General features: G+C 38.5%; 18 protein-coding genes and 1 pseudogene. 16 read left to right on the top strand and 3 right to left on the bottom strand.

The window, feature by feature from the left end; genetic code table 11:
• Positions 1–75: 75 nt before the first annotated feature.
• From proS to LQ983_RS05310, 9 genes are all read left to right on the top strand, one after another.
• Complete coding sequence (gene proS / locus LQ983_RS05350; RefSeq protein ID WP_230621885.1) at positions 76–1,791, top strand: proline--tRNA ligase; 1,716 nt, start codon at positions 76–78, stop codon at positions 1,789–1,791.
• A gap of 65 nt (positions 1,792–1,856) precedes the next feature.
• Positions 1,857–2,186 (top strand): multidrug efflux SMR transporter, encoded by a 330-nt coding sequence (locus LQ983_RS05345; protein WP_230621884.1) that lies wholly within the window; start codon positions 1,857–1,859, stop codon positions 2,184–2,186.
• A gap of 38 nt (positions 2,187–2,224) precedes the next feature.
• Positions 2,225–2,479: a succinate dehydrogenase assembly factor 2 gene (locus LQ983_RS05340; protein WP_111296049.1), complete on the top strand. Its 255-nt coding sequence runs from the start codon at positions 2,225–2,227 to the stop codon at positions 2,477–2,479.
• A gap of 124 nt (positions 2,480–2,603) precedes the next feature.
• Positions 2,604–3,179 (top strand): RNA polymerase sigma factor RpoE, encoded by a 576-nt coding sequence (gene rpoE, locus LQ983_RS05335; protein ID WP_230621883.1) that lies wholly within the window; start codon positions 2,604–2,606, stop codon positions 3,177–3,179.
• Positions 3,180–3,221: 42 nt separating this feature from the next.
• The gene (locus LQ983_RS05330; protein WP_230621882.1) at positions 3,222–3,809 is read left to right on the top strand and encodes a sigma-E factor negative regulatory protein; all 588 of its coding nucleotides are present in this window, start codon (positions 3,222–3,224) and stop codon (positions 3,807–3,809) included.
• Positions 3,810–3,895: 86 nt separating this feature from the next.
• On the top strand, positions 3,896–4,855 hold the full coding sequence (rseB, locus tag LQ983_RS05325) for a sigma-E factor regulatory protein RseB (protein WP_230621881.1): 960 nt from the start codon (positions 3,896–3,898) through the stop codon (positions 4,853–4,855).
• 11 nt (positions 4,856–4,866) lie between these two features.
• Positions 4,867–5,304, top strand: a complete 438-nt coding sequence (locus LQ983_RS05320; protein ID WP_230621880.1) for a SoxR reducing system RseC family protein — start codon at positions 4,867–4,869, stop codon at positions 5,302–5,304.
• 79 nt (positions 5,305–5,383) lie between these two features.
• Complete coding sequence (gene mobB / locus LQ983_RS05315) at positions 5,384–5,893, top strand: molybdopterin-guanine dinucleotide biosynthesis protein MobB (protein ID WP_230621879.1); 510 nt, start codon at positions 5,384–5,386, stop codon at positions 5,891–5,893.
• Positions 5,894–5,905: 12 nt separating this feature from the next.
• Positions 5,906–7,297 carry an MDR family MFS transporter gene (locus LQ983_RS05310; protein ID WP_230621878.1) on the top strand — a complete coding sequence of 464 codons (1,392 nt, stop codon included), beginning with the start codon at positions 5,906–5,908 and terminating at the stop codon, positions 7,295–7,297.
• Positions 7,298–7,481: 184 nt separating this feature from the next.
• On the opposite strand, the pseudogene LQ983_RS05305 reads toward LQ983_RS05310, so the two are convergent.
• A pseudogene (locus LQ983_RS05305) lies at positions 7,482–7,823 on the bottom strand (integrase); the annotation flags it as partial.
• 510 nt (positions 7,824–8,333) lie between these two features.
• Between LQ983_RS05305 and LQ983_RS05300 the strand changes: the two are divergent.
• The 5 genes from LQ983_RS05300 (at position 8,334) to LQ983_RS05280 (ending at position 11,409) form a co-directional block, all read left to right on the top strand.
• Complete coding sequence (locus tag LQ983_RS05300) at positions 8,334–8,756, top strand: tetratricopeptide repeat protein (RefSeq protein ID WP_109433081.1); 423 nt, start codon at positions 8,334–8,336, stop codon at positions 8,754–8,756.
• A gap of 45 nt (positions 8,757–8,801) precedes the next feature.
• Positions 8,802–9,437, top strand: a complete 636-nt coding sequence (locus LQ983_RS05295) for an SEL1-like repeat protein (RefSeq protein WP_109433080.1) — start codon at positions 8,802–8,804, stop codon at positions 9,435–9,437.
• Between the two features lie 281 nt (positions 9,438–9,718).
• Positions 9,719–10,015 carry a metalloregulator ArsR/SmtB family transcription factor gene (locus tag LQ983_RS05290; RefSeq protein WP_109433079.1) on the top strand — a complete coding sequence of 99 codons (297 nt, stop codon included), beginning with the start codon at positions 9,719–9,721 and terminating at the stop codon, positions 10,013–10,015.
• Complete coding sequence (locus LQ983_RS05285; protein ID WP_230621877.1) at positions 10,012–11,013, top strand: permease; 1,002 nt, start codon at positions 10,012–10,014, stop codon at positions 11,011–11,013. Before LQ983_RS05290 ends, LQ983_RS05285 begins: the two co-directional genes overlap by 4 nt.
• Positions 11,014–11,043: 30 nt before the next feature.
• A complete protein-coding gene (locus tag LQ983_RS05280) occupies positions 11,044–11,409 on the top strand; it encodes a thioredoxin family protein (protein ID WP_109433077.1) in 366 nt (121 codons plus the stop codon).
• Positions 11,410–11,560: 151 nt separating this feature from the next.
• Here LQ983_RS05280 and LQ983_RS05275 read toward each other — a convergent pair whose 3' ends face one another.
• Positions 11,561–11,791: a helix-turn-helix domain-containing protein gene (locus tag LQ983_RS05275; RefSeq protein ID WP_005564317.1), complete on the bottom strand. Its 231-nt coding sequence runs from the start codon at positions 11,789–11,791 to the stop codon at positions 11,561–11,563.
• A gap of 303 nt (positions 11,792–12,094) precedes the next feature.
• Between LQ983_RS05275 and LQ983_RS05270 the strand changes: the two genes are divergently transcribed.
• Positions 12,095–12,598 carry a hypothetical protein gene (locus LQ983_RS05270; RefSeq protein ID WP_230621876.1) on the top strand — a complete coding sequence of 168 codons (504 nt, stop codon included), beginning with the start codon at positions 12,095–12,097 and terminating at the stop codon, positions 12,596–12,598.
• Between the two features lie 43 nt (positions 12,599–12,641).
• Here LQ983_RS05270 and LQ983_RS05265 read toward each other — a convergent pair whose 3' ends face one another.
• Positions 12,642–13,622 carry a hypothetical protein gene (locus LQ983_RS05265; protein WP_230621875.1) on the bottom strand — a complete coding sequence of 327 codons (981 nt, stop codon included), beginning with the start codon at positions 13,620–13,622 and terminating at the stop codon, positions 12,642–12,644.
• 137 nt (positions 13,623–13,759) lie between these two features.
• Here LQ983_RS05265 and LQ983_RS05260 point away from each other — a divergent pair, with 137 nt between their 5' ends.
• Positions 13,760–15,730 (top strand): hypothetical protein, encoded by a 1,971-nt coding sequence (locus LQ983_RS05260; protein WP_230621874.1) that lies wholly within the window; start codon positions 13,760–13,762, stop codon positions 15,728–15,730.
• The last annotated feature ends 337 nt before the right edge of the window (positions 15,731–16,067 follow it).

Raw genomic sequence — 16,067 nt, 5'->3', positions numbered from 1 at the left:
TTTGCCTGCGCATTAGATACACTAACGCCAATTTTTTTCTCGTATTTTTAAATTCTTGGAATTATAGGTAATTCAATGCGTACAAGTAAATATTTATTATCCACCTTAAAAGAAACCCCGGCAGAAGCGGCGATTGTTAGCCATCAACTCATGTTGCGTGCGGGCATGATTCGCCCTCTTGCTTCAGGCCTTTATAACTGGATGCCAACCGGTTGGCGTGTGCTACAAAAAGTGGAAAACATCATTCGTGAAGAAATGAATAAAAGTGGTGCTATCGAGATCAAAATGCCCGTTGTACAACCGGCAGAATTATGGCAAGAGTCCGGTCGTTGGGACCAGTATGGCCCGGAATTATTGCGTTTCACCGACCGTGGCGAACGGAGTTTCGTGATCGGCCCGACCAATGAAGAAGCGATTACCGATTTAATGCGTCGTGAAGTGACTTCTTACCGTCAACTTCCCCTAAATTTATATCATATTCAAACCAAGTTCCGTGACGAAGTACGCCCACGTTTCGGTGTGATGCGTAGCCGCGAATTTATCATGAAAGATGCTTATTCTTTCCACATGGACAAAGAAAGTTTGCAACAAACCTATGATGTGATGTATCAAACTTACAGCAACATTTTCACCCGTTTAGGGTTGGATTTCCGTGCCGTGCAAGCAGACACCGGTTCTATCGGTGGTAGCGCGTCTCATGAGTTCCAAGTGTTGGCAAACAGCGGTGAAGATGATGTGATTTTCTCCACCGAATCCGATTATGCGGCGAACATTGAACTTGCCGAAGCGGTGGCGGTGGGTGAGCGTGCCGCACCAACCAAAGCGATGGAATTGGTGGATACACCGAATGCGAAAACCATTGCGGAGCTTGTCGCGCAATTTAACCAACCGATTGAGAAAACCGTTAAAACCTTGATTGTAAAAGGTGCTAGTGAAGAACAACCGTTAGTAGCATTAATTATTCGTGGTGATCATGAATTAAACGAAGTCAAAGCGGAAAAATTGGCAGAAGTGGCTTCCCCGTTTGAATTTGCTGATGAGGCCGCCATTAAAGCGAAAATTGGTGCGGGCGTCGGCTCCCTTGGACCGGTCAACTTAAACATTCCGGTTATTATTGACCGCAGCGTGGCGATCATGTCTGATTTCAGTGCTGGTGCCAACATTGACGGCAAACATTATTTCAACATTAACTGGGAGCGCGATGTGGCGTTGCCGAAAGTGGCGGATATTCGTAACGTGGTGGAAGGCGACCCAAGTCCGGATGGCAAAGGTACCTTATTAATTAAACGCGGTATTGAAGTGGGACATATTTTCCAATTAGGCGACAAATATTCCAACGCGATGAATGCGACAGTGCAAGGTGAAGACGGTCGTCCTACGGTCGTTACTATGGGTTGCTATGGTATTGGTGTGACGCGTGTTGTGGCAGCCGCGATTGAACAACATCATGATGAACGCGGTATTATTTGGCCGAGTGATGCAATGGCGCCGTTTACGGTGGCGATTGTGCCGATGAATATGCATAAATCAGAAAGCGTGCAAGCATTCGCTGAAGAGTTATACCGCACTTTATTGGCGCAAGGTGTGGAAGTGATTTTTGATGACCGTAAAGAACGCCCAGGCGTGATGTTTGCGGATATGGAGCTTATCGGTGTGCCGCACATGGTTGTCATCGGTGAGAAAAACTTAGCGAACGGTGAAATCGAATACAAAAATCGTCGTAGCAGTGAGAAACAAATGATTGCGAAAGAGAAATTATTAGACTTCTTAAAAAGCCAAGTTAAGGCGTAATTGAAATAAAAAGTGCGGTCGGATTTTTAACTGAATTTCCGACCGCACTTTTGTATAGGGAAAACATGAATCCGTGGATTTTATTAGCCGTGTCCATTTGTTTGGAAATTGTCGCCACCAATCTATTGAAAGTCAGCGACGGTTTTACGAAACCGTTGCCGACGCTTAGCGCTTTGGCTTTTTATGGCTGTTCGTTCTATTTTGTTGCCATTATTTTTCGTACACTTTCTGTTGGTTTGGTGTATGCCATTTGGTCTGGCGTAGGCATTGTGTTGACAGCGATTGTGGCTTATTTCGCCTTTGGGCAGAAAATTGATACTGCCGGATTAATTGGCATGGGATTGATCATCTGTGGTGTGTTAGTGATTAATTTATTTTCGCAAACGGCGCACTAACGCTATAATCCAGTTGATTTTTGGGAAAGGAGAATAGGATGAAAAAGTATGATCCCCTGCGCATTGAGTGGGATTGTCGGCGCGGTATGCTGGAATTAGACAAGGTCATCATGCCTTTTTATAAACAGTATTTTGACGGGCTTAGTGAGCATAAAAAAGAGGTTTTTATTCGTTTGTTAGCCTCGACCGATTTACAGCTTTTTTCATGGTTCTTTAATAACGGCGAAATCCATGATCCGGAATTGCGAGAAATGGTGCTGGAAATTCAGCAAAAATTAAATTTAACGCATTGATTTTCATTGTTTTATTGGTTTTTTCTAAAATAACTGAACTTTTTTTTATTCATCTCGTCTAACGCATAACAATAGCTTGCTGGCTTTGAAATTAAAGTTTGTTAGACGTGATATTTGAGGTTATATGGCTGAACAGCTAACAGATCAAGCTTTGGTAGAAAGGGTGCAGCAGGGAGATAAGAAAGCTTTCAATTTGTTGGTATCGCGTTATCAAAATAAAGTAGCTGGATTACTGACTCGGTATATTTCACCGAATGATATTTCCGATGTTGTACAAGAATCATTTATAAAAGCATACCGTTCCATCGGCTCTTTTCGTGGTGATAGTGCTTTCTATACTTGGCTATACAGAATCGCAGTGAACACTGCAAAAAATTATTTGACTGCACAAGGGCGTCGCCCACCAAGCGAAGATATTTTAGCTGAAGATGCAGAATCCTACGATGTAGGAACAAATTTACGGGTTGTGGATACGCCTGAAAATGAAATGTTATCCAACGAGTTGAAGAATATCGTATTCGATACGATTAAAGGTTTACAGGAAGATTTACGCACAGCAATTACTTTACGCGAAATCGAGGGATTGAGTTACGAAGAAATTGCAGAAATCATGGATTGTCCGGTGGGGACTGTGAGATCTCGGATTTTTAGAGCGCGTGAAATCATTGAAAGTAAAGTTAAACCGCTTTTACAACGTTAAATAAAAAACAGGAATACAACTACGATTAGTCGGAGTACAAACATGCAAAAAGAACTACTTTCAGCATATATTGATGGTGAGCAAGTCAATCATGAACTCACCGAAAAATTATGCCAAAATGCAGAATTGCAAGAGAGTTGGGCTAACTTCCACACCATTCGTTCTGTTATGCGTCAAGAAACAAATGTTTTTTTAGGTGCGGATTTTACTGCAAAAATGGAAAGTTTGATTGCAGCAGAAGAAATTCAAGCAGCTGAAGTCACAGAGTCTCAACCCTTGCCACAGGAAGTAGAAAACTCTCCGTTTATGCAAAAATTAAAAGCATGGTTTATGCCAATGACGCAAGTTGCAGTTGCTGCGGGTGTGTGCTTGGTGGCGGTGTTGGGCGTACAGTCTTTCAATGCAAAATCTACCGTACAAAATGCAGCAGATACACCGGTGTTACAAACATTGCCTTTTAACAACGGTGTGCAGGAAGTCAGTTACAACGCGCCAAGCAAAGATGTCATCACAGCCGAACAGCTTGAACAAAAAAATAAACGTATTGGTGCCATGTTACAAAGCTATGAACTACAACGTCGTGTTTATGCTGATTCAATGAATTTAGGACAGAATCATAGCAATAGATAATACTCTATGTATTCCGGTATGACTGTTTTTTTATGAGAATTCACCACCATTTTTTGGTGGTGAATTTGTTTATTAGGAATTTGATCATGTTAAAAACATTTCTAAAAACCACCGCACTTTTTTTCTTATTAAGCACGTCATTTTCTTCCTTGGGTGCAGAACCCCTTTCGCCAAAACAGCTATTGCAGGATATGAAGAAAGCGACAGAACAGCTAAATTATGAATTTTCTTTCGTACAAACTACGCCTTCTAATATGGATTCATTGCGTTACCGTCATTTTAAATCTCATGGCAAAACATTTGCGCAATTGGTGACGCTAGATGGTGCACAACAAGAAATTGTGCAACGTGATAATTTAATTAGCTATTTTCAACCGAACTATCAACCTTTCACCATTAATAGTGCAGGTATTACCGATAATTTACCGCCACTCATCCGAGCGAATTTTGATACTTTGGAGCAATACTATGATTTCGTTAATATCGGGCGTAATCGCGTAGCGGATCATGTGGTACAAACCATTCGAATTTTGCCGAAAGATGATTTCCGTTATCAATATGTGGCCTTTATTGATGAAGACAATAACTTGCTGTTGCGCAGTGATATGCTTGATCGGGACGGCAATTTATTGGATCAATTTCGTGTCGTCAATTTGTATGTGGGAAATGGGATTTCAGGCTTAGTGGATTATTTAAATCAAGTGGCTTTTCCTCCGTTATTAATGGATAAAAACGCGAATCAAACACCGGACTTTAATTGGACGCCAGGTTGGTTGCCACAAGGTTTTAAAGTGGTAAGTCGTAGCATTGAGCGTGATGGCGACGATAAAATTGAATCACAACTTTACAGTGATGGATTGTTTTCTTTTACGTTATATGTGTCTGACAAAATCACTGAAAACACGCAGCGAGATAACACTTGGCGACAAGGTGCGTACACCATTTATAACGAAACAGTGGACAACAAAGACGTGACGATTATCGGGCAATTGCCGATTTCTACGGCAAAACGTATCGTGCAAGACATTCAATTTAAGAAAAACTAAACAGGCTTATTATGTTGACAGAAAGTGCGGTCGTCATTGAATATGAATCTGGCAAGGCGAAAGTAAAATGCCAATCACAAAGCGCATGTGGTAGTTGTGCGGCAAAAGCTGCTTGCGGGAATTCCGCCTTATCGGAATTAACCGGTAGCGGTGCGCGAGGTGAGCATATTTTTACCATTGAAACTATTACACCGTTAAAAGTGGGTCAGTTGGTCGAAATTGGCTTGTCTGAACATTCTCTGATCAAATCTGCATTGCTGATGTATTGCGTACCGTTGTTCACTTTAGTCTTCAGCACCTTATTGTTCGATTCGTTGTTTAGTCACGAACTTGTCAGCGTATTTTTCATTTTTATTTTCACCGCACTTTCTTTCCTTGGAGTACGTTGGTATGCACGAAAACTAAATCGCAAATCGGCTTACCAACCGGTGTTGCTGCGTGTGCTCTAAATCTTTGGACATCATTCGTTTTCTTTGGCGGGCTGGTATATAATCAGCCCGTTTATTTTATTGTCTTTAAGGAAATATTATGCTCCCTATGCTTGGCATTACTGGTTACAGCGGCAGCGGCAAAACCACCTTATTAGAAAAATTACTCCCGCAATTAAAACAACGTGGCTTGCGTCCGGCGGTGATTAAACACAGTCATCATGATGCGCAAGTGGATAAACCGGGTAAAGACAGTTGGCGCATGAAAGATGCCGGTGCCAGCCAAGTGATTATGGCCTGTGATCATCGATGGGCACTTATGACGGAAACACCACAACAACATATTTCCCTGTCTTATTTATGTGAACAATTTGATCACGAATTAGCGGACCTCATTTTAGTAGAAGGCTTTAAACAGGAGCCGATTGAAAAGATTTTGTTACATCGAAAAGACATGACTAAACCGCTACCTGACATTGATGATCTCGTGTTGGCCGTTGCTACAGATTACCCTTTAGTGGCAGATAAACCCTGTTTGGATATTAATAATATTGCGCAGATTGCTGATTTTATTACGGTTTGGTACGAGCAAAAGTGCGGTCGAATTTAAGCGTGGTTTTTTATGCCTGAGCTCCAACATTATCGCCATTTATCCTTAATTGCCGCCATGGCATTATTTATGCAGTCCCTTGATGCCACCATTTTGAATACGGCATTGCCTGCTATTTCTGCCGATTTGCATGAATCACCGTTAGAAATGCAAATGGCGATAATCAGTTATTCCCTCACTGTTGCATTATTTATTCCACTCACCGGTTGGATTGCCGATAAATACGGCACGCTCAATGTGTTTCGGGTTGCGGTGGCGATTTTTGTGCTTGGTTCTGTTGCTTGTGCCGCCTCCAATTCATTAAACGCATTGATTTGGTCGCGCGTGTTGCAAGGGCTGGGCGGTGCAATGATGATGCCGGTAGCACGCTTGGCAATTATTCGCCATGTCCCCAAAAATCAATTGGTTGCTGCATGGAATGCCATGGCGATGGCGGGGCTGATTGGCCCGGTGCTCGGGCCGATTGTGGGCGGATGGCTTGTGACACATGCCAGCTGGCATTGGATTTTCCTAATTAACATTCCTATTGGTATCCTTGGGATTGGATTTGCCGGTCGGTATATGCCGAACAGTACGGGCAATATTAGTAAGCTGGATTGGTGGGGCTTTTTACTGTTTGGCGGTGGGCTGGTAGGATTGACGCTTGGTTTGGATTTGTTGTCTGAAGATCGTATCAATCAATGGCTGACTGCGTTGATTTTGGCTGTGGGATTGGGGTGTTTCTCCTTTTATTATTTGTATGCTCAACGGGTACAGAATCCTTTATTGCCGTTAAATTTATTTGCTACGCGCACGTTTCGATTGGGCATGGTGGCGAATATTTTTATCCGTTTGTGTGGTTCAGGCATTCCGTTTTTAATGCCGCTGATGTTGCAAATAGTATTTAATTATAGCGCGGATGTTGCCGGTTGGTTGTTGGCACCTATTGCACTAAGTTCTGTGTTAACGAAATCCTTTGTTGGAAAAATTCTGGCGCGTTTTGGTTATAAAACGACATTAATGCTGACCGCACTTTCGATGACCCTTGCGATTGCTGCCATGAGTCTACTGCAACAAGACACGCCGATTTGGTGTTTGGTGCTGATTTTGGCTTGGTACGGTAGCTGTATGTCGATTATTTTCACCTCCGTTAACACGCTGACGATTAGCGATTTAGGTGAACACAATGCCAGTGCAGGTTCTACTTATCTCAGTGTGATCCAACAAGTGGGGATTAGTATTGGTATTGCTATTTCTGCTGTAATTTTAGACCTTTACCGTCATTTCATTGGTGAAAGCGGTGAACAACTTCAACGTGCGTTCAGTGGGACTTTCCTGACCTCAGCTATTTTCGGCATCATTTTATTATGGGTTTTAACTTACCTTAGAAAAGAGGATGGTGCGGAGAATTTTCGTCGAGAATAAAAAACTTATTTTTTGAAGGTGTTTTCGGGAGATGGTCTGTTAGGTGTGAGGGAAGAGTTGGAGTGGCGGAAGAGCGTAAGCAACGTGATCTATGAATTGGACTTCCGTTAGTATTCTTCTTAACATTGCCTAGATGATCAATAACGATTTCTCTGTCTTCTCTGTGTTTTCTAAGTGAGGATTACTCTACAATATCCGCCCATTTCGCTGTATCCACTTCGTTCGATCTTGTCATGGTTGAGAGCGGTTGCCATAAACTCAAATAACGCGTCTGTAAGTGAATCTAAACGTTTTGTAGCGTGAACATAAATTTGCTTAAATCCTCAGGCTTCAGGGTTTTAAAATGTTCAACCGTCGGACTGTCAAATTCCTTTTCGATATTTGCTGTGGGATTAAAAGAGATTAAGTCTCGGTGTAGGGTATAAGTCATGATCTCGTTATGCTTCTGAATCGTTCGTTTGAGCTTTTCTAAATGCCCTTCGTCTTGATACTGCTTAAATGCCTTTAATGCCATTGGCGCAGCAATTCAGACTTTTAAAAAATCGGGTATAGCTAAAACATCGTTAACGCTTTTTTATAACAGGTTTTGTGTGATTTTGGTTATACCGATTTTGCTATACGACTATCAGTATAACTAAAACTCAAGGATTTTATAGGATTGGATAGTAATGCTTAGGATATAAAAAAGCCCTTGAAGTCAATATTTTCAAGGGCTTTTGGGATTTGATAAGTTTGCTTTGGATTGTATTTGCTGGGGTCATCTTAATTACATGTCACAAACCCTCTAATTATAAAGAAGTATCTAAATTCAAACTTTACCGATGTTACTTTCAGTGTTACTAAAAGGAGAAATCACAAGGAAATTGGCAGGTTTTTTTAGGTTATCCAAACCCCTTAATTAATTTATAGATTGGTTTTAACTTTACTTTATATCGTAATACAATCATCAAATCATTTTCTTTCGATGGTTCTTCATCATGATAGGCGTTTTCACTATACTACTCGTATCAAATTCTATACTTAATAGGTGGAAAATATGATGTATATAGAAACTATTATCGGTAAGCCTAAAACAGAAATGCCGTATTATACCAATGATGCAATGGAATTATTAGCAAAATTAGCAGATTATGGCGATAGGAATGCTCAGAAAATGCTAGGTTGGCATTATCTTAATGGTATTTTGGTTAAAAAAGATGCTCAAAAAGCATATCACTATCATTGTAAAGCAGCGAACCAAAATGATGTTGAGGCGAATTTAATTCTAGGGTGGCATTATGAATATGGTGTCGGTACGGAAATGTGTTACTACAAAGCTATTGAACAATATGAGAAAGCAGCTCGTAAGGGTAATGAAGAAGCCTCTCTTCGTTTGATTGAGCTTTATCTATATGGAAAGAATATAGAAGATGACTATGAAGCCAAAATTGATAGTCATCTTGAGCGTGCTTTTTATTGAGCAGAATTTGTCAGGAATAGCAAGAATCCGCTTATCCAGCGATATTTGGGTATTTTATATCGAGATCATAAATGGGATTTTGCCGCTGCATTACATTATTTTCTACTTTCAGCTAAACAAAATGATAGTGCATCATTATTTTCTGCAGCTTCTGTTCTAGAAAAGATAGATGTAGACAGATGGATATCTCAAAAAAACTCTGAGTTAATTTGGAAAATCTATAATGAAAAACAGCTTCATCCAATCAGTGACACGACAAATGAATTTGAGCAACTTGCTCTTGAATTTTATAAACAATTAGCTGAACAAGGCGAACTGCTTGCAGCCACTTATGTGGCTCTATGGTATGAGAAAAGAAAATTATATGATGAAGCACTCAAATGGGCGAAATTGCCCGCTAAGGAAGGCTATTTTACAGCACAGAGAATCATTGCCAGATGTTATCCCAAAACCAAATATTTAGGCCTTTACCTTGATGATGCAATAAAATCGCTTGAGTGCATTAAACAGAAAGCGGATAACAAGGACATTTCAGAAACTCTTCAAGAATGCTACCAAATTTCTTTTGCAATGAATAAAGAGTTACATGAATTTTCAGGCACTCCAGAATCATTGGAAAAACTGGCATATTGTTATGAAAATGGATTTGGCGTAGAACAAGATTTCCAAAAAAGCGTTTGAACTATATAAAAGTGCAACAAATGGGATAACTTGGAGTGCGAATATATCGGAGCGTCTAGGCTATTTATGCTCAACAGATAAGGTAAAATCACGGTATTATGCAGCAGTTGCACAAAGACCAAAATTCAAACAAAAATGCCCTTATTTCGATAAGGGCATTGTTTTTTATAACTGTATTTTACAGAATTCTACTAATTGTAGTGCACCACTACACATTGACATCAGTCTATGTATAGTGTATAAAACCAAACATAGACAACTATCTATGTAATGGGGGAAATATGAATACAATAGACGTAGCATTAATTTGTAAAGCTCTGGGAGATAGTAACAGATTGCAGATTATCCAAATGCTCTCCGATGGGGAAAAATGTGGTTGTAAACTATTGGAGGCATTTGAAATTACACAGCCAACACTATCTCATCATATGAAAATTTTAAATGAATGTGGATTGGTGAATTACCGGAAAGAAGGTAGATGGCATCATTATTCCTTGAATTGTGAGACCTTGAATACTTTTAAAACTTTTGTTGAAGGATTATCTTGCTACAAAGAAGAAAGCGGGGGCAGTCAATGATGATTTGGGATTTTATTCAAAACCAGATTCTGGGAATGAAGTGGATGAATACACTAATTGGAAATCTATTAGAGAAAGCGGGAGTTGACACTTCAGGCAGAATGGGGGGAAGTGTACAGTTTTTCCTATATGATGTTTTGAAGATTACGATACTACTTTGCATCTTGATTTTTATAATTTCATATATTCAAAGCTACTTTCCACCAGAGCGAAGTAAGAAGCTTATGGGGCGTTTTCATGGAATATGGGCAAACTGTATTGCGGCATTGCTTGGCACAGTGACACCATTTTGTTCCTGCTCGTCTGTTCCGCTTTTTATCGGATTTACCAGTGCGGAGCTTCCATTAGGTGTGACATTTTCCTTTTTGATTTCATCGCCAATGGTAGACTTAGGGAGCCTTGTTTTACTGATGAGTATCTTTGGTTCTAAGGTTGCTATCATATATGTGATTGTAGGGCTTGTTATTGCGGTGATAGGTGGAGCAATCATTGAAAAACTGGGTTTAGAAAATGAAGTGGAAGAGTTTGTTCAAAAAGCGAATGCAGTCGATATCGATATGGATGAGCCAACACAAAAAGAAAGGATTTCTTTGGCAAAACAACAAGTTATAGAGACGTTTAAGAAAGTATTTCCCTATATTTTGATTGGCGTTGGAATAGGAGCTGTTATTCACAATTGGATTCCACAGAGTTGGGTAGAAAAGATTCTTGGCAGTAATAATCCATTTGGTGTTATTCTGGCAACGCTGGTTGGTATTCCTATGTATGCAGATATTTTTGGTACGATACCAGTAGCAGAGGCACTACTTGCAAAAGGTGCACAGCTTGGAACAATTTTAAGCTTTATGATGGGGGTAACTACACTTTCCTTACCGTCAATGATTATGCTTAGAAAAGCAGTAAAACCGAAGTTAATTGGGATTTTTATTGTAATATGTGCTGTTGGAATTGTTATTGTAGGCTATTTCTTTAATATAATTCAGCATCTATTAGTTTAGAAAAATATAAGAGAAAAGGAGATTGAAATTATGATCTTATTTAGAAAGAAAAAAGAAGAAAAGGAAATGGTTAAGGAACAATCTAACTGCACATGTGGAGGAACTTGTAATGAAGAAAGTGTTGAGGCAGTGAAGGAAACTCTTTCATCAGGAGCAAGTGTCAAAGTTCTTGGTAGCGGTTGTGATAAATGCAATGCATTGGAGAAGAATGTGAAAGAAGCACTTAGCGAACTTGGCATGACGGATGAAATTGATCATGTTACTGATTTTGGTCAAATTGCAGCAATGGGAGTTATGAGCACACCAGCTCTGGTTGTTGATAATAAAGTTGTTTCAATGGGGAAAGTATTAAGCAAGGATGAAGTGATAAAGGCATTAAAGAAAATAAGGGAATAGGTATTATGAAAGAAATGTTATGGGGGAAAATAGCTGCTGAAAATGAAAATCCTCATGCTATAGAACACCTTTCTGGTTTGCTTAAATATCAAGATATGTAATTACCTCTAAAAATACAAAAGCCAATCTTAAAAAAGATTGGCTTTATTGTTTATAGTGAGTTATCAAACAACTTGTCTAGCGAAACATCTAAGGCTTTTGCTATCTGTACTAGATTGATAACCGTGATATTACGCTCGGCACGCTCCACCATACCTATATAAGTACGGTGTAAACCGGCCAATTCTGCCAACTCTTCTTGCGAAAGACCTTTTCGTACTCTTGCTAATTTAATCGACAAGCCGAGCTGTTTTAATAACATTTTGCGTTCTTCTGTATTCATATTGATGACTTTATAAAAGACATCAATAATAAACTACATACTTTGCGTAGCATTCAGAAAGAATACTGATATTTAAGTAAAACATCATTAGATTCTTTTGTATAATCCATCATTATGATACCAATAGTGTTCTTTTTGAGGCTTTAAAAATTTTTATAATGTCAATATATTGACACCATGAAATTTTATGAGTACATTAAATAAACGTAAATTAAATCCTCTTCTAGTTATTTTTTGTTGATAAAAGTCACTAGAAGAGGATTTTTTATTGCCTTCTTCTAGCTAAATAAGTAGGAGAAAAATATGGAGAATGAATGGAATTGCTATGATAAGTGGATGGAAATACGCGATAAATTGGACTCTTTAGGTATCAGAGATAAATATGAAATCTATATCTTAGAAAGCCTAGAAGAGTATCGAATTAAAGATATGTATGATATGTTAAATAATCGTGATGTACTTGCTTCCTCAAATGGTTTTATCCTTTTCTCATATGAACAATATATTTATTTTATAAGAAATGGTGAAGCTCCATTTTTAAGTTCTTTTTCTATCAAATTCCCGATAAATCATCCTGTTAAAGGAAGAAGAATGTCTAAAGTAATTTTTAGGGTTATCCATATTATTTGTAACTTTTATGAAAGGCATTACTTAAAGGCGGATAAATCAATTACTTTTAGCAAATTGATTGAACGATATGGCTGTGAAATTAAGGTAAATTGCTTGGTTGGTGAAGTTATTGAGATTTTGACGGTTTTGCAGAAAATTGTGAAGGGTCTTTATCTGTATGAAGAAAATAAGGGCTAATTAGCCCTTACTTGATTCAAGAAATTTATTTTATTATTTGAAATTAATCTAACTTTTCATAGTGATCAAAGTTAAGATTTAATTTTCGTAAAGCCTCTTCAGCCTCAGAACAAGGATAGGATTCATAAATTTTATTTTCAGTATCTTTAATTCCATTATAAATATCTATCTGTACGTTGCTATCATTTTTCCCTACATTCACAGAAGCTAAATAATCTTCTAATTTTGCTACACATTTATTGTAGTCGGATTTTAAACTTTCATAATTTTCCATATAATTATTAATTATATTATTCCGTTCTTGTTTAACAGCATCTTGCCAAATTTCACAAACTGATAATTGGCGTTTATCCTTTTTACAATATGAAGTATCATTAACAAGTTCGTTGTATGGTTTGTTCAATAACTCTTTAATACCTAATTCACGCTGTTTAGCATAAATATATGTCATTACATCATTTTTATATCGCTCAACGTTTTCATTATCATCTCTAATATAACTAGATATTGAACCTTTTTGAAGGTATCCATCTAAATCCAATTCGGCTAGTTCTTTATCTCTATCACTGTAGTAACTCATACTAAAATCTGAGTTAATAATTTTAGTAATAGATTCTTGCCACGTTTTTCCAATAAATTCTTTTTCTAGTTTATCAATATAAGCAATAGCCTCTTTTTTATTTTTTACCTGTTTTAATTCTTTCTCCTTTTGTCTTTCTAGTTCTTGTACTTCACTAATGACATTTTCTATAGCATAACAATTCTTACGATATTCACTTTCTCCTTTTTTTACTAAAAATAGCTTAAATTCTTTTTGTTCTTCTCTAGATAAATTTCTATCAATAAAATGTATTTGCTCAAAAGTATTCTTACATTCATTCCAAGCCTCTTCAGCTTTATCTGGATGAGCAACATAATACTCTCTATTTTCTTTTATCTTCGGTATTTGAACATCATATTTATCACACCCAGTAAGTAGTGTTGTTAAACCTAGTGTAATTGCAGAAACAGTAAGTTTTTTCATTTTTAATTCTCACAAAAGAAAACAATAAACATCTAATTGATACGTATAGTATGCGTATGTTAGCATGAAATCCTGTTATTCAGTCAATACATGCCGAAAAATAAATCGACATTTTTTCTTATTAGGGGTCAAAAAAGATGAATAAAATCTGTAAAGTGGTAAAAAACCACTCAAGTAAGCAATCAGTTGTATCAGAATTAGCCAAAAATAAATCTAAATGCATCACTTTTTCATTCACCGCTATTGTGTTATCTGGCTTATTTTCTACTTCTATAATTGCTGCACCGACTTTAGTTGAAGATGGCTTGATTGCGCCAAATTCTAAGCAGGCAATTAACGGTGGGCAATTTGCTCAGTTGGAACAAACGCTTTATACCAGCGTGGTTCAGTCTGTAAATACGAAAAAAGTCGCGGAGCAAGCAGTCACCCTAGCCACCGAAGCCAAACAAACTGCTCAAACCGCCAATTCAAATGTGAATAGTGCGATTGCTCGTGTGAGTGAAGTAGAAAAACAAGTAGTTAAAAATACGGCAGATATTACCAAACTCAATGGTAGTGTATCAGGTTTATCTGACCGCATTACTACCGCAACAAATACGGCAAATGAAGCTAAAAACGGTATCTCCGACTTAAACACCCAAATTGAAAGCGTAAATCAAAATGTTACCGCTTTAACAGGGCGAGTCACGCAAGCTGAACAAACCGCAAACCAAGCCTTAGAATTAGCAAAATTGAATACAGGTTCAAGTGCAGAAGTTAGCCAAAATGCAATTAATGCAGCAAGCGAAGCGAAAGCGTTGGCGCAATCAGCTAACTCAAATGCTACTCGTGCTTTAAATACAGCAACCAGTGCATTAAGTACGATTAATGATATTCAGGCAGATGTTGCCTTAGCGAAAAGTGATGCAAATGCCGCAAAAAGTAATGCAGAAAATGCGTTTAATGCGGCAACAGCATCACAAGATACAGCAAATTTAGCCGTGCGAAATTCAAACAATGCTGAAAGTGTAGCCAATGCTGCTAAAACAACAGCAGAGGGGGCAGTTCGCACAGCAACTACCGCTAATCAAACCGCAGATCGTGCGCAAACTACGGCAACTCGTGCAGCAGCAACAGCAAATCTTGCAAGCATTACCGCAGGTAATGCAGAGCAGTTAGCACAAGAAGCAAAAGATACTGCGACTCAAGCTAAATCAGGTTTAGTGGCAACAAACGCAGAACTTGCAAAAGTTACTTCAACTCAAACTGATTTAAAAGCAAAAAGTGAAGCAAATGAAAAAGCGGTTACTGACTTAACTGGTCGTGTAGCTAACGTTGAAACTGGTGTGCAAACCGCACAAACCAATGCAAAAAGTGCGGTAGATCAATCAACCGAAGCTAAAACCACGGCTGAACAAGCTAATGATAAAGCTAAAAATGCAGAAAACAACGCAAATACAGCTTTAAGTACGGCTAATAACGCAAACGCAAACGCAACAAGTGCATTAACCCAAGCGCAAAGTGCGGTTAAAACAGCGCAAGAAAATACCGCACTTGCCAATCAAGCAATTGCCAAAGCAGAAAGTGCAGAGCTTATTAGTGGAGAATCAAAAGAAATTGCCAATAATGCAAAAGCAAATGCAGAAAGCGCAGTTGAAAGCGTAAAATTGGCAAATACACAATCTACTCAAGCGTTAACTAAATCAGGTGAAGCCGTAGATAAAGCTAATAATGCTGAAACTATTGCAAATCAAGCTCATTTAGCAAGTCAGCAAGCGGTAGAAAAAAGCGATCAATCTGTAACAACCACAAACATTGCTTTAAAAAAAGCTAATAATGCGGATAAAAATGCGGCTGAAGCAAATGTTAGTGCAACAAAAGCGATTGAGAGTGCAACACAAGCATTAACTCAAGCAACAGAGGCTAATAAATTAGCTGTTATCGCAGATGGTAATGCGAAACAAGCACAGGCTCAATCTGTTAGCGCAAACAATCTTGCAACAACAGCAAAAACAAATGCAGATAAAGCACTTCTGGATTCTTCAAAAGCAATTTCAGATGCAAATCAAGCTAATGTGACTGCTAATACAGCAAATGATAAAAGCATTCTTTTTTGGGTCAGCGGTTAATGTGGACGGTTTAACGGTTTTTCCCCTGCGGGTCGTATTGAAAAGCTGTTGGATAACTCTTCTAGTTACCCACGAGCTTTTCAACACTAAAAACCTACCGCCCACAATAACCACTTCCCTAATAATAAATTTTGTTATTTTTATATTGGTTCAAAGGCTCGCAAGCTCGCCTAATAAAATGAAGTCGCCTTCGGCTCCGCTGATTTTTTAATATCACTCTCGGGGCTTTTGGCGTACTATTGTCTAATAGTTAAAGCAAGGACACATAGCCCCGTATCTGTGATACTAAGTCTATGCCCTTGCAAGAAGGATAAATCCCCCTTGACCCCCTGCGGTT

It is taken from the genome of Aggregatibacter sp. Marseille-P9115 (assembly GCF_920939465.1).
Lineage (GTDB): Bacteria > Pseudomonadota > Gammaproteobacteria > Enterobacterales > Pasteurellaceae > Aggregatibacter > Aggregatibacter segnis_B.
This window is presented reverse-complemented; position numbering and strand designations above follow the sequence as displayed.

Bases quoted from the DNA above. Each gene is read 5' to 3' on its own strand.
- proS (WP_230621885.1), top strand. From the start codon at position 76: ATGCGTACAAGTAAATATTTATTATCCACCTTAAAAGAAACCCCGGCA.
- LQ983_RS05345 (WP_230621884.1), top strand. From the start codon at position 1,857: ATGAATCCGTGGATTTTATTAGCCGTGTCCATTTGTTTGGAAATTGTC.
- LQ983_RS05340 (WP_111296049.1), top strand. From the start codon at position 2,225: ATGAAAAAGTATGATCCCCTGCGCATTGAGTGGGATTGTCGGCGCGGT.
- rpoE (WP_230621883.1), top strand. From the start codon at position 2,604: ATGGCTGAACAGCTAACAGATCAAGCTTTGGTAGAAAGGGTGCAGCAG.
- LQ983_RS05330 (WP_230621882.1), top strand. From the start codon at position 3,222: ATGCAAAAAGAACTACTTTCAGCATATATTGATGGTGAGCAAGTCAAT.
- rseB (WP_230621881.1), top strand. From the start codon at position 3,896: ATGTTAAAAACATTTCTAAAAACCACCGCACTTTTTTTCTTATTAAGC.
- LQ983_RS05320 (WP_230621880.1), top strand. From the start codon at position 4,867: ATGTTGACAGAAAGTGCGGTCGTCATTGAATATGAATCTGGCAAGGCG.
- mobB (WP_230621879.1), top strand. From the start codon at position 5,384: ATGCTCCCTATGCTTGGCATTACTGGTTACAGCGGCAGCGGCAAAACC.
- LQ983_RS05310 (WP_230621878.1), top strand. From the start codon at position 5,906: ATGCCTGAGCTCCAACATTATCGCCATTTATCCTTAATTGCCGCCATG.
- LQ983_RS05300 (WP_109433081.1), top strand. From the start codon at position 8,334: ATGATGTATATAGAAACTATTATCGGTAAGCCTAAAACAGAAATGCCG.
- LQ983_RS05290 (WP_109433079.1), top strand. From the start codon at position 9,719: ATGAATACAATAGACGTAGCATTAATTTGTAAAGCTCTGGGAGATAGT.
- LQ983_RS05285 (WP_230621877.1), top strand. From the start codon at position 10,012: ATGATGATTTGGGATTTTATTCAAAACCAGATTCTGGGAATGAAGTGG.
- LQ983_RS05280 (WP_109433077.1), top strand. From the start codon at position 11,044: ATGATCTTATTTAGAAAGAAAAAAGAAGAAAAGGAAATGGTTAAGGAA.
- LQ983_RS05275 (WP_005564317.1), bottom strand. From the start codon at position 11,791: ATGAATACAGAAGAACGCAAAATGTTATTAAAACAGCTCGGCTTGTCG.
- LQ983_RS05270 (WP_230621876.1), top strand. From the start codon at position 12,095: ATGGAGAATGAATGGAATTGCTATGATAAGTGGATGGAAATACGCGAT.
- LQ983_RS05265 (WP_230621875.1), bottom strand. From the start codon at position 13,622: ATGAAAAAACTTACTGTTTCTGCAATTACACTAGGTTTAACAACACTA.
- LQ983_RS05260 (WP_230621874.1), top strand. From the start codon at position 13,760: ATGAATAAAATCTGTAAAGTGGTAAAAAACCACTCAAGTAAGCAATCA.